The organism is Brachybacterium sp. P6-10-X1 (genome assembly GCF_001969445.1).
In the GTDB taxonomy this organism is placed as follows: Bacteria; Actinomycetota; Actinomycetes; order Actinomycetales; family Dermabacteraceae; genus Brachybacterium.
Genome location: NZ_CP017297.1, coordinates 3928871 through 3942167 on the forward strand (window position 1 = coordinate 3928871; position 13297 = coordinate 3942167).

The 13297-nt window shown below is 71.8% G+C and carries 8 protein-coding genes; 3 read left to right on the top strand and 5 right to left on the bottom strand.

From position 1 onward, the window contains the following. Positions 1-36: 36 nt before the first annotated feature. The 4 genes from BH708_RS17505 to BH708_RS17520 form a co-directional block, all read right to left on the bottom strand. Complete coding sequence (locus BH708_RS17505; protein WP_172805776.1) at positions 37-1626, bottom strand: sugar porter family MFS transporter; 1590 nt, start codon at positions 1624-1626, stop codon at positions 37-39. Between the two features lie 91 nt (positions 1627-1717). Next, the gene (locus BH708_RS17510) at positions 1718-2833 is read right to left on the bottom strand and encodes an LLM class flavin-dependent oxidoreductase (protein WP_076810263.1); all 1116 of its coding nucleotides are present in this window, start codon (positions 2831-2833) and stop codon (positions 1718-1720) included. A gap of 147 nt (positions 2834-2980) precedes the next feature. Next, the gene (locus BH708_RS17515; RefSeq protein ID WP_076810264.1) at positions 2981-5491 is read right to left on the bottom strand and encodes an ATP-binding cassette domain-containing protein; all 2511 of its coding nucleotides are present in this window, start codon (positions 5489-5491) and stop codon (positions 2981-2983) included. A gap of 75 nt (positions 5492-5566) precedes the next feature. Next, positions 5567-6502 (bottom strand): Ku protein, encoded by a 936-nt coding sequence (locus BH708_RS17520; protein ID WP_076810265.1) that lies wholly within the window; start codon positions 6500-6502, stop codon positions 5567-5569. Between the two features lie 93 nt (positions 6503-6595). Between BH708_RS17520 and BH708_RS17525 the strand changes: the two genes are divergently transcribed. Further along, entirely contained in the window at positions 6596-9169 is a 2574-nt protein-coding gene (locus BH708_RS17525; RefSeq protein WP_076810266.1) for an ATP-dependent DNA ligase, read from the top strand. Positions 9170-9700: 531 nt separating this feature from the next. Continuing rightward, positions 9701-9904 carry a cold-shock protein gene (locus BH708_RS17530; RefSeq protein WP_076810267.1) on the top strand — a complete coding sequence of 68 codons (204 nt, stop codon included), beginning with the start codon at positions 9701-9703 and terminating at the stop codon, positions 9902-9904. 132 nt (positions 9905-10036) lie between these two features. Here the strand turns inward: BH708_RS17530 and BH708_RS17535 are convergent, their stop codons facing one another. Continuing rightward, entirely contained in the window at positions 10037-12319 is a 2283-nt protein-coding gene (locus BH708_RS17535; protein ID WP_076810268.1) for a family 78 glycoside hydrolase catalytic domain, read from the bottom strand. 111 nt (positions 12320-12430) lie between these two features. Here BH708_RS17535 and BH708_RS17540 point away from each other — a divergent pair, with 111 nt between their 5' ends. Beyond that, positions 12431-13147 carry a M50 family metallopeptidase gene (locus tag BH708_RS17540; RefSeq protein WP_076810269.1) on the top strand — a complete coding sequence of 239 codons (717 nt, stop codon included), beginning with the start codon at positions 12431-12433 and terminating at the stop codon, positions 13145-13147. Positions 13148-13297 lie beyond the last annotated feature (150 nt).

Genomic DNA, 13297 nt, shown 5'->3' on the forward strand with positions numbered 1-13297 from the left:
TGGTGAGGACGCGGCGGATCCTCGGGGCGTGAAGGGTCAGCGCAGCGCCGCCGGCGGGGCCGACGGCCGGGAGGGATCCTCGCGGTTGACGGGCCCTTCGAACAGCTCGATCGTCTCGTCGGCCGCCTTCCCGTTCGTCTCCGGCAGGAAGCGGTGCACGAACACGGCGCCGCACAGGCACAGCACCGCGAAGATGATCATCACCCAGGAGAGCCCGAGCCCGGCCTGCAGCACGGGGAACAGCAGCACCAGCAGGTAGTTCGACAGCCAGTTCACCGCGGCGGCGATCGCTGCGGCACGGCCGCGCACGGCCGTCGGGAAGATCTCCCCTTGGATCAGCCAGCCGGTGCCCCCGACGCCGATCGCGAAGGATGAGATGAACAGGGCGAAGGTGACCATGAGGACCACCAGCTGCGCCGTCCCGGTCAGCGTCGCATTGCCGATCGCGCCCAGGACCAAGAACACGAGCATGCAGCTGAACCCGCCGATCGCGAGCTTGCGGCGGCCGAAGATGTCGATGTAGCGGAAGGCGAAGTACGTCGCCACCACGTTGACGATCGCCAGCACGCCGGCGGCCATCACCCCCGCGATCTCCGCGTCGACGGGGTCGCCGCCTTCGGTGCCGAAGTACGGGCCCAGCAGCTCCGGCCCGTAGTAGAACGCGACGTTGATGCCGGTGATCTGCTGGAAGACGAAGAACACGCACACCACCACCAGGGCGCGTCGCACCGCCGGCGTCCACAGCGTGGTGTTCGCCAGCTTCCGCGCGCGCTCCTGGACCGCCCGGGCCTCGGCCCGCACCTGCTCGGCGGTGACCTGGATGTCGAGCTTGCCCATCGCGATCCGCACGTCCTCCTCGCGTCCGCGCTCCAGCAGCCAGCGCGGCGATTCCGGCATCCGCGCGCGCAGCAGCAGGGAGATGATCGCGGGGATGAAGCCGACGCCCAGCATGATCCGCCAGTCGATCGTGGTCGCCGCGTCGGGGAAGGCCTTCAGCAGCACCACGGCGACGACGTAGGCGCCGAGGATGCCGATCGTGATCATCCACTGCTGGAGGATCGCCAGCCCGCCGCGGCGCTTCTTGGGCGCGAACTCCGCGATGTAGGCGGTGGCGATCGCCGAGTCGGCACCGATCGCCAGCCCGATGATGATGCGGCCGATGATCAGCGTGATCGCCTCCGGGGCGAGCGCCGAGATGAGCGAGCCGACGGCGAACAGCCCCGAGTCGACCAGCAGCAGGGACTTGCGGCCGAAGCGGTCGGTCAGCGGCCCGGCGAGCAGGGCGCCGGCGAAGGAGCCGAGCGAGGCGCCGGCGACGGTGATGCCGGTGCCCCAGGCGCCGAGGTCGAAGGGCAGGAACACCAGCGCCGAGCCGATGTTCGAGGAGTCGAAGCCGAACAGGAACCCGCCGATGGTGGCGAGGAGGGCGAGGTAGATGTAGAGGCCGCGCACATCTCGGTTGTCGAGTGCGGCCAGGACGCCGCCGTCCGGCGGACTGCCGTCCTCCGCCGGGACGGCTCCGCCCGGTGGACCCGGTGGAGTGGCCTCGCTGCTCGAGGGGGAGTCGGTGCGACCGGAGGAGGTGTCGCCGACCTGTTCTGGTTCGTTCTCCGGTGAATTCGACACGACGGGAGAGTAGGACCACCGGGAAGGACCGTCAATGGGCGCAGCGGAACTCAGGGACGGATGCGCAGGTGGGAGCGCAGGTACCGTCCGGTCATGCCGGCGCCGCGGCGTCGACCCGCTCGCGCACGCGGGAGATCACCTCGTGCCCCACCCGCAGAGCCTCCTCGCGGTGGGGGTAGCTGGAGAGGATGAACTCGGAGATGCCGAGATCCGCGTACTCGGCGAGGCGGTCGGCGACCTCCTCGTGGGAGCCGACCAGCGCCGTGCCGACGCCCTCGCGCATCAGGCCGATCCCGGCCCACAGGTTCGGGCCGACGACGAGGTCGGCGACGTCCTCCGGGATCTCGGTGCCGTGCAGGGCGCCCATGCGCGCCTGGCCGACGGAGTCCATCGAGGCCTTGTGTCGCTGGACCGCAGCGACGGATTCCGCGTCGAACCCCGACTGGATGTCGGCGGCGACCTGCCAGGCCTCCTCGGCCGAGTCACGGGAGATGACGTGCAGGCGCAGGCCGTAGTCGAGCTCGCGCCCCGCGGCAGCGGCGGCGGTGCGGACGGTCTCGATGCGCTCGGCGATGTCCGCCAGCGGCTCGCCCCACAGCAGGTAGGTGTCTGCCTGGGCGGCCGCGACCTCGACGGCCTTCGGGGAGGCGCCGCCGAAGAACAGCGGGACCCGGGAGGAGCCCGGCTCGACCAGCCGGGCACCGACCAGGTGGAGATGGCGACCCTCGAGGTCCACCCGCTCGCCGGCCAGGAGCGGACGGATCGCCTGCAGCGCCTCCTCGGTGATGTCGTAGCGCTCGTCGTGCGGGACGTGCACGCCGTACCCGGCCTGCTCGGCGGGGTCACCGCCGGTGACGACGTTGAGGATGACCCGGCCGTCGTGGAGCCGGCGGAAGGTGTCCGCCTGCTGCGCGACCAGGGTGGCCGACTGCAGGCTGGGGCGCAGCGCGACGATGAAGCTCAGGTGCTCGGTGCGGGCAGCGATCGCGGAGCACAGCACCCACGGGTCCGGGCAGTTGATGCCGACGGGGGTCAGCGCTCCGTCGAAGCCGCCCTGCTCGGCGGCCAGGGCGACCTCGGTCAGGAAGTCCACGAGTCCCGACTCGGGGATGCTCTCGTGCTCGCGCGCGAAGGGTCCCGGGGCCATGGCGTCCCCACGCGGCGGCAGGAACCAGTGGAATCGTGGGCTGGATGCGGTCTCGCTCATCTCGACGTCTCTCCTCCGGCGGCGTGTATCGATCCTCTGAGGATCTCCATAAGAGACACTAGGGGATCGGGCTGAGCAGTGCGTGGGTCGACGCGGGCGCGGACCGGCCGTTCCCGGGACGTTCACCCGGGACCCGCCTCCGGGGCCTCATCCCAGGTGTGCGCGCAGGTACCGTCCGGTCACGCCCGCGTCCTCGGTCGCGAGGCGGCCCGGGGCGCCGGTGGCGACGATCCGGCCGCCGTCGACCCCGCCGCCGGGGCCCATGTCGATCACGTGATCGGCGTTCGCGATCATGTCGAGGTCGTGCTCGATGACGATCACGGTCGCCCCGTGGTCGACCAGCCGGTCCAGGACGTCCAGCAGGGTGCGCACGTCGAGGGGATGGAGGCCGACGCTGGGCTCGTCGAACACGAACAGGGCCTCGTCCTGGCGGCGGTCGATCTGGCCGGCGAGCTTGAGCCGCTGCGCCTCGCCGCCGGACAGCGCCGGGGTGTCCTCGCCGAGCGTGAGGTAGCCCAGCCCGAGGTCGACCAGGGCTTGCAGGCGTCGGCGGACGGCCGGGATGTCCCCGGCCACCTCGAGGGCCTCGCGGGTGGTCAGCGTCATCAGGTGCGGCAGCGAGATCCCGGCCGGTCCGTCCGCGCGGGGACGGGTGATCTCATCGGCCCCCGGAGCGTAGCGGGTGCCGTCGCACTCGGGGCAGTCGATGTCGATGTCGGGCAGGAACTGCACGTCGAGGGAGACCTGGCCCGTCCCGTCGCAGCGCGGGCAGCGCAGGGAGCCGGTGTTGTAGGAGAAGTCGCCGAGGCGCAGGTCGCGCTCGCGGGCGTCCTCGGTGCGGGCGAAGGCGCGGCGCAGGTCGTCCATCACGCCGCTGTAGGTCGCCACCGTCGAGCGCACGTTCAGACCGATCGGTGTGGCGTCGATGCGGTGGACCCGGCTGATGCCCTCGCCCTCGAGCTGCTCGACGTGCGCCGGCGCGCCCGACCCGTCCAGACGGGCGGTCAGGGCCGGGACCAGGGACTCCAGCACCATCGTGGTCTTGCCGGAGCCGGAGACCCCGGTGACGGCGGTGAGGCGACCGCGCGGGATCTCGACCTCCAGGGCGTGGACCGTGTGCACGGGGGCGGTGCGCAGGCGGAGGCTGCCGCGGGAGAACACGTCGTCACCGCTCGCGCGCTCACGGACCAGGACGTCCTCGCGGCCGTCGAGGAAGCCGCCCAGGGAGGAGACGGGGGAGGCCGCGATCTCCTCGACGCTCCCGGTCGCCACCACCTCGCCGCCGTCGCGTCCGGAGCCGGGACCGATCTCGATCAGGTGGTCGACCGCGCGCAGCACCTGGACGTCGTGGTCGACGAGCACCACCGAGTTGCCGTCGGTCAGCAGGTCCCCGACCAGAGCCAGGAGCCCGTCGATGTTCGAGGGGTGCAGCCCGATGCTGGGCTCGTCCAGGACGTACAGCACGCCGGTGGTGCGGTTGCGGACGGCGCGGGCGAGCTGGACCCGTTGGCGCTCGCCGGTGGACAACGAGCTGCCGGCGCGGTCCAGGGCGAGATAGCCCAGACCCAGCCGCGTCAGGCGGTCCGCCATCTCGTGCAGCTGATCGACCAGCGCCGTGGCCATCGGCCGCATGTCCTGCGGCAGCGGGTCGACGATGCCCGCGGTCCAGGCGATCAGGTCCTCGAGGGTCATCGCGGTGGCGGCGGCGAGGTCGATCCCCGCGATCCGCGGGCTGCGAGCGGTGGGGCCGAGGCGAGTGCCCTCGCAGTCGGGACAGACTCCCTCGCGCAGGAAGCGGCTGACGCGGCCCAGCCGCTTCTCCGTGTCGGCGCGGCGCAGTTCCTCGGTGACGGTCAGACGCGCGTTGCGGAAGGTGAAGTCCAGGTCGTGCAGGCCCTTCTTCGAGGTGACGGTGATGTGCTTCTTCTCCTCGGGGCCGTCCAGGACGATCTCGCGCTCCCATCCGGCGAGGTCCTGCCAGGGGACGTCGGTGCGCACCCCGAACTCGCGGGCGATGTCCGGCTGGACGTTGAAGCCGAACATGTTCCACGGCACGACGGCGCCGCCGTCGAGGGTCTTCGTCGGATCGGGCACCAGCGTCGCGTCGTCGACCGTGCGCACGATGCCCAGGCCCTCGCAGCGCGGGCAGGCCCCCTCGGCGTTGAAGGCGAGCTGCTCCGCGCCCGGGGCCCGGACCTGCTCACCGCATTCGGGGCAGGCGAAGGGCACCTCGGCGGCCACGTCGATGGTCGGGTCCTGACGGTGGCCGTTCGGGCAGAGGTGGGCACCCAGGCGGGAGAACATCAGCCGCAGGACGTTCAGCAGCTCCGTCGAGGTGCCGAAGGTCGAGCGCACCCCGGGGACGCCGGGGCGCTGGCGCAGCGCGAGGGCGGCCGGGACGTGGACGACCTCGTCGACGTCGGCGCGCGGAGCCTGGGACATGCGACGCCGGGTGTAGGTCGACAGCGCCTCGACGTAGCGGCGTGAGCCCTCGGCGTACAGCACGCCCATCGCCAGCGAGGACTTCCCGGAGCCGGAGACGCCCGCGATGCCCACCACCCGGTGCAGCGGCACGTCGACGTCGAGATCGCGCAGGTTGTGCACGCGGGCGCCGCGCACCTCGATGGCCGTGGGCTGGGGGACGCGTCGATGGTTCACCCGCCTCACGCTACTCGCGGCGGCCGACGGTCGGGGAGTGTATCCGAGTGCGGCTGAGAACCGTCGGGGGCCTGGTCAGGCCGATTTCTTGCCCGACTTCTTCGAGGAGGTCCGGGACTTCTTCGATGATCCGGACTTCTTGCTCGTGCCGGATCCGGATTTCTTGCTGGTGCCGGATCCGGACTTCTTGCCGGAGCCCGAGCCCTTCGCGGAGGACTCCGCGGCGCCGCGCCGCTTGTCCACGCTGCGCTCGAGCGCGTCCATCAGGCTGATGACCTTGCCGTCGTCCGCGGACTGCTTCTCACGCTTCTCGCCGAAGGTCTCCTCGGTATCGACGCCTTCGCCCTCCTCGAGCTTCGCGTCGACCAGCTCCCGCAGCTGCGCCTGGTACTCGTCGGTGTACTGCTCGGGCTCGAAGTCGCCGCTGAACTGCTCGACCAGCGCGGCCGACATGTCTCGTTCCTTCGCCGAGATCTTCGAGGCCCCGGGGGCGACGTCGACCTCCCGCAGGTCCTTCGGCCAGCGCAGGGTCTGCAGGGCCAGCAGGTCGTCGTGGACCCGCAGGATCCCCAGCCGCGTCTTCGTGCGCAGCGTGAAGGTCACGACCGCGGTGCGCTCGGTGTCCTCGAGGGTCCGGCGCAGCAGCACGTACGCCTTCGCGGAGCGGCCCACGGGCTCCAGGAAGTACGAGGTGCCCAGCAGGAGGGGGTCGATCTGCTCGTCGGGGACGAACTGGACGACGTCGATCTCGTCGTCGTCCTCGACCGGCAGGGCCGCGAGCTCCTCGTCGGTGAGCACCACGGTCTTGTCGCCGTCGTCGTAGGCCTTCTCGATGTGCTCGTAGTCGACCTCGCGGCCGCACACCTCGCACCGGCGCTCGTACCGGATCCGCCCGTGGTCCTCGTCGTGGACCTGGTGGAAGGACAGGTCGTGCGACCGCGTGGCGCCGTACAGTTTCACGGGCACGTTCACGAGCCCGAAGGTGATCTCACCGCTCCATATCGCGCGCATGCTCCATGACACCATGCAGCCCCGTGCGGTGACCAGGAACGATCGGTAGGCCCGGACCGTGACGGGAGGCGTGATCGAGGGCACAGTGGACCCATGGCCACCGCTGAGCAGAAGGTCGAGATCGACGGGCACACGCTGAAGCTCTCGAACCTCGAGAAGGTCTTCTACCCCTCCACGGGCACCACCAAGGGCGATGTGATCGACTACTACCGCCGCATCGCCCCGGTGATGATCCCCCAGGCCACCCGGCGCCCGGCGACCCGGAAGCGCTGGGTCGACGGAGTGGGCACGGCGAGGAAGCCCGGGAAGGTGTTCTTCCGCAAGGATCTCGAGGACCACGCCCCGGACTGGGTGCCGCGGTCGGACATCGAGCACGAGGACGGCACCTCGACGTACCCCCTGGTCGACGAGACGGCGGTGCTGGTCTGGCTCGCCCAGCTCGCCGCCCTGGAGATCCATACCCCGCAATGGCGGTTCGACGACGAGGGCGGGAGCAGGAACCCGGACCGCTTGGTGCTCGACCTCGACCCGGGCGACGGCGCCGATCTGGCGGACTGCGCCCGCGTCGCGCAGTGGTGCCGGGAGATCCTCGCGGACATGGGTCTTACGTCCTACCCGGTGACGTCCGGCTCGAAGGGGGTCCACCTGTACGCCCCGCTGGACGGGGCCAGCACCGCCGACGAGGTCGACGAGGTCGCCCACCAGCTGGCGCGCGCCCTCGAGCAGGATCATCCCGACCAGGTGGTCAGCGACATGAAGAAGTCGCTGCGCGCCGGCAAGGTCCTGGTGGACTGGTCGCAGAACAACGGTCACAAGACCACCGTGTGTCCCTACTCCCTGCGCGGCCGGCTCCGCCCGACCGTCGCCGCCCCCCGCACCTGGGAGGAGATCGAAGACCCCGATCTGGCCCATCTCGAGGTCGACGAGGTGCTGGAGAGGGTGGAGGACGGGCAGGACCCGATCGCTCCGCTCGGAGGGGAGCCGGGCGGTGCGCCATGGCGCTCCGGCGCCTCGGGCCGCTCCGGCGGCTCGGGCTCCGGGAGCCAGGACGAGGACACCCCGTCGGCAGAGCGCGCTCCCTCGACCGAGCAGGCCCGCGACCGGCTCGAGGTCTACCGCTCCAAACGTGATCCCGACAGGACCCCGGAGCCGGTTCCCGAGTCGGGAGCCGGCGCCGAGGCCGCGCAGGACGCCCTCGATGCCGCGGTGCCGATGTTCGTCATCCAGGAGCACCACGCCTCGTCCCTGCACTGGGATGTCCGCCTCGAGAACGACGGGGTGCTGGTCTCCTGGGCGGTTCCCAAGGGACCGCCGCTCGAGGTCGACGTGAACCGCCTCGCCGTCCGGACCGAGGACCATCCTCTCGAGTACGGCACCTTCGAGGGCACCATCCCCCGCGACGAGTACGGCGGCGGCGACGTGAGCATCTGGGACACCGGGACGGTCGAGATCGAGAAGTGGCGCGAGGGCGAGGAGGTCATCGCCGTCTGCCACGGCCGCGAGAACGGGGGGCTGGGCGGGGTGCCGCGCCGCTACGCCTTCCTCCACACCGGCGGCATGGGCGGGACGCAGAAGACCGCGGCGGCGAAGGAGAAGGCCGCCTCGAACTGGCTGCTGCACCTCATGAAGGACCAGCCCGAGGCCGTGGGCGCGGAGTCGCAAGCCGCGACCTCGGCCGACACCGCCATGGGCGAGCCGATCACCCCCATGCTCGCCACCCTCGGCAGCCGGGACGACATCCGCGACCAGGATGAATGGGCCTTCGAGATGAAGTGGGACGGCGTGCGCGTGATCGCCACCATCGCAGGGGGCGCCGTCCGCCTGACCAGCCGTGGCGGCAAGGACCTCACCGCCACCTTCCCCGAGCTCGCCGGGCTGGGCGAGGCGATCGATCCGGACGTCCTCGCCGCCGGCGAGACGGTGCTGGACGGGGAGATCGTGGCGCTGGACGGCAAGGACCGGCCCTCCTTCTCCCGCCTCCAGCAGCGCCTCGGGCTCACCCGCGACCGGGACGTCGAACGCGCCCGGAAGGACGTCACGGCACAGGTGATGCTCTTCGACCTGCTGGTGCGCGGCGGCGACTCCCTGCTGCGCACCCCGTACCGACAGCGACGCGAGGCGCTGTTCGAGACCGTGAGCGCCAACGAGCACGTCCACCTGCCGCATGCCGATCATGGCGATGTCGACCATGCGATCGACCTCTCGCGGCACCTGCAGCTCGAAGGGGTGATGGCCAAGAAGGAGCAGAGCACCTACCGGCCCGGGAAGCGCGCCCGCACCTGGATCAAGATCAAGAACGCGCGCCACCAGGAGGTCGTCGTCATCGGATGGCGTCGCGGCAAAGGCGAGCGCTCCGGCACCCTCGGCTCCCTGCTGGTGGCCGTGCCGGACGAGGACGGGACGCTGCGCTACGCGGGTCGCGTCGGCACCGGCTTCAGCGAGCAGGACCTCGAGGACATCGCCCGCACGCTGCGCTCCCGATCCCGCAAGACCCCGCCGGTGGACGACGTCCCCCGCGCGGACGCCCGCGACGCCGAATGGGTCCGCGCCGATCTCGTCGGCGAGGTCCAGCACACCGAACGGACCGACGACGGCCGCCTGCGCCACCCCGTCTGGCGCGGCTGGCGTCGGGACAAGACCGCCGACGAGGTGCGCTGGGAGGACTGAGTCACATCCGTCGTCGCACGCCCCGGGCATGCCGTAGTCTGCTCGGAGTCGTCCGCACCACCGCTCCGGCGGGACCGCGGACGGCCGCACGGCGCTGGATGCCTCTCTCGGAGGCGATCGACGACGGTCGCGCAGAACACCTGACGAAACTGAGAATTCATCACCTCCTCCGCCCTGCCCCCGCATGACGACGCCCCCGCGTCACCCCTGACCACCCCGCCGATGGCCCCACCCCGTGCCGTCGCAGCGCACCCTGCCCCCTCCCGGCTCCGAGCCGAGGCCGACGCCCGCGTCGCCCCGCTCGCCGGAGAGCTCGCCGGCCCCGTCGTCAGCGCCACCGCTGATGCGCCGGCCCCCACGGCCTCCGGGCCCCAGATCGGCCGTGCCGGCGACGTCCTGTCGTCGGCCACGGCTCAGGCGGTCCTCGAGACCGCACCCGCACCCCCATCACGGGGTGCGCCCCATCCGCGGCGGGGTCGTCGCGGAGACCCGGGCCACGAACGTGGTTCACGACAACGAAGGAATATCGCCATGGCTACTGGCATCGTCAGCTGGTTCAACTCCGACAAGGGCTACGGCTTCATCGCCCCCGAAGACGGCTCCGCCGATGTGTTCGCGCACTTCAGCGCGATCCAGGGCACCGGTCGTCGCGACCTCGAGGAGAACCAGCGCGTGGAGTTCGAGACCGAGCAGGGCCCCAAGGGCATGCAGGCCGTGAACATCCGCGGCATCTGAGACTTCCGGCCCCCTCGCGGGGCCCGGTGATGACCTCGACGCCCGTCGGGTCCGGCAACGCGCCGGGACCGGCGGGCGTCGCTCTGCGTCGGGGCCGGTCGTCCGGCGATCCCGCGCCCGGTCACGGCGCCCTCACCAGGTGACGGCGTGCACCCCCGGCTCGAGCAGCTGCTCGACCCCGGGCAGCACCACGCGGGCGCGCGTCCCCTCGGGCACGGTGAGCGTGACGGTGGCCGCGTCGCGGTCCACCTCCACGTCGATCTCTCCATGGATCGTGGTGCGGGTCAGCTCGATCCGCCCGACGGGGACGCCCGGGTCCGGGGCCACGACGAACTCCCGCCACCCGTCGGGGCCGCGCCGCAGCCCGGCCACGTGCTCGTGGATCCACGTCGCCGGGGTCCCCATGAAGTAGTGGGAGCACGAGCGCGGGTTCTCCCACATCTCCATGAACGTGGAGTTGCCGTCCTCGAGCCAGGACCGCCAGCCCGGCGCCGTCGGGTTCGCGAGCACCCGCAGCGCGAGCGCCCCATGCCCGTGGGCAGAGAGCACGGGCAGCAGGTATCGCACCCCGATGTGCCCGCAGTCGTGATGATCCCCGCGCGCCTCGACGTCCTCGACCAGGTGCGCGAGGACGGCCTCGATCTGCCCGCTCGGCACGATCCCGTGGGCCAGCGGCAGCAGGTTGCTGGTCTGGCGATAGACCGTCGAGCCCGGATCCCGGTACATCCCGCGATCCGGGTCGAGGAAGAGGGTGTTGACGGCGGCCTCGAGGGTCTCGGCGTCCTCGCGCAGAGGCGCGGGCGAGGGGAGGTCGTCGCGGCGCCTCGCCGCGTCGGACCCGGGGGATGCGCGGGGCTCGTCGGCCGCATCGAGGAGCTCGATCGCGTGGGCGAGCGCCCGCAGACCCTGGGCGACGGCCAGAGTGGCGGTCAGGCGCTTGTCCTCCGGGGCCGGGCCCGGGCTGCCCGGGGTCAGGTAGTCGCCGAGCACCCCGGCGACGAGCCCGTCGGCGTCCCGACGACCCAGCTCGTAGGCCAGGTATGCGGCGGCCGCCGACCCGTGCTCACGGACGGCATCCACCTCGGCGTACTCGGTGGCCAGCTCGTCCAGCAGCACGGGCAGCAGCGTGGTCCACTCGGGGGCCGGAGCGAGCTCCACATAGCCCCAGCCCGGGTTCGGCGCGATCACCGACAGGGATCCGTCCGCCCGCTGGCCGTCCACCTGATCGGCGGCCCACTTGCGCAGCATCCCCCGCAGGTCGAAGCTCGCCGTCATCGCGGCCAGCCCCGTCAGCGCATCCCCGGTCCACCCGTTCTTCTCGTGCATCGGGGTGTCGGTGGGGACGTGGTGCATGTTGTTGGCCAGCGAGGCCCGCATCGCCTGATCGAAGCGTTCGAGATAGGGATCGGAGCTGGTCAGCGTGCTCGCGACGGGGAGATCGGCGTGGGCGAGGAGCCCGGTGACCTTCAGCTGGTCGAGCGAGCCGAGGCGCGAGGAGAGTTCGACGTAGCGGAAGCCCTTGTAGCTGACCTGGGGCTCGAAGCACGGCGCGCCGCGCTCCAGACGCACCAGGTCCTCCTGGAAGCGCGCGGCATGGATGTGCTCGTTGTCGGCGTCGACGCGGCCGTCGCCACGCAGCTTCTCGCCGTGGACGGCGGAGAACTCCAGCGGGCCCGGACCCGTCAGCTCGTAGCGGCACCAGCCGGCGATCACCCGCCCCATGTCCAGCACCATCGACCCGTCCTCGCGGGGGAGCGCACGGGGGGTCAGCTCGTCGCGGACCACCACCGGCTCCTGGACCTGCAGCTGCATCCGCGGCTCGGGAGCGGCGGCGCCCCGCCGGGTTCCGGACCCGGGGCGGTCCACGAGCACCTCGTCCCAGGCCGAGTCGTCGAACTCTGCGCGCAGCCACGCCGTCGGATCGGCCCCGCCCTCGAAGACCTCCCCCTCGTACATCGAATCGTGGGAGATCGGGCCCGGACCGGTGCGCCAGCCCTCGCCGGTGGAGACGGCGTGCGAGCTGCCGTCGGCCAGGTCGATGCGCAGATGCGCCCAGGCGCGGACCGGTCCCCGCCAGGGCGCCTGCTCCCAGCGCCAGACGTTCGGGGTCGTCATCGCGTGGAAACCCCGGCCCAGCGCGATCCCCAGCACGTTCGTGCCCCTCCGCAGCAGCGCGGCGACGTCCGCCTCACACACCAGCACCCTGCGCCGGGCGTCGGTCAGGCCAGGATCCAGGCGCGTATCCCGGTAGGGCTCCCCGTTGACGAAGGCCCGGAACACGCCCAGGCCGGTCACCAGCAGGCGGGCCGACGTCGGCGGCGCCGACAGCTCGAAGCTCGTGCGCAGCAGCGGATTCTGGGGATCCTCGCCGGGCGCGGTGATCCAGCGGGCGAGAGCCGGGTCGATATCCGTCATCACAGGCCACCTGATTCCTCGGGTCGTCGTCGACGCGTCGGGTCAGTGTGACACGCACCATGGCGCGCACCGGGCAGGCGGGCTCCCAGACGGCGCTGTCACCATGAGCGGATGGACCTCGAGAACCTCGCCCGGGCGGTGTGGGAGCGCATCGTGCCCTCGGCGGCGCCGGAGAACGCCTGGTGGGTGCTGACGGCCCTGGCCGCGGCGCTCGCCGTGGTCGTGCTCCCGCCTCTGTGGCACCTGGTGCGTCCGGCGGTGACGATCGTGCACGAGCTGGGCCATGCGATCGTCGGCATCCTCGTCGGACGCCGCTTCACCGGATTCGTGGTCAGCGCCGACATGTCCGGACTCGCCGTGACCGTCGGCCCGCGCCGCGGATTCGGGCGTGTCGTCTCGACCTGGGCGGGCTACCCCGCCCCCGCGATCCTCGGCGCCGTCGGGGTCCAGATCGCCCTGCACGGCTGGGCGCCCACCGCCCTGTTCGCCGCACTCGTGGTGCTCGTGATCTCCCTGGTGTTCACCCGTTCCCTGCACACCGTGCTCGCGGTGCTGGCGACCGCGGTGGCCGTCGGCACCGCGTGGTGGTGGGGGAGCCCGGCGGTGGCCGCCCTGCTCACCCTGGCCGCGTCCGTCTTCGCTCTGTTCGGTGCCTGGCGGCACCTGGGGGCCGTGATCACCGGCGGCGGCCGGGGGGACGACCCCGCCCAGCTCGCCCAGCTCACGGGGGTGCCGACGTGGATCTGGCATCTGCTCTACGTGGCCGTGCTCGCCGCCTGCAGCTGGTGGGCGTGGACCGCCCTGGCCCCACAGGTGCTCGGCGCCTGATGACGCCGGGCCCCGCCTGACCGCCAGCCGGACGGCGACGGCCCGCGGAAAAGACGTTGCCCGGTGCTGACGCCTTCCGTACCGTGCTCGCCGTGGGCATCATGAACGCTTCGATCTTCGTCCGGATCCGCCGCCGCTGACGGCGCGGAT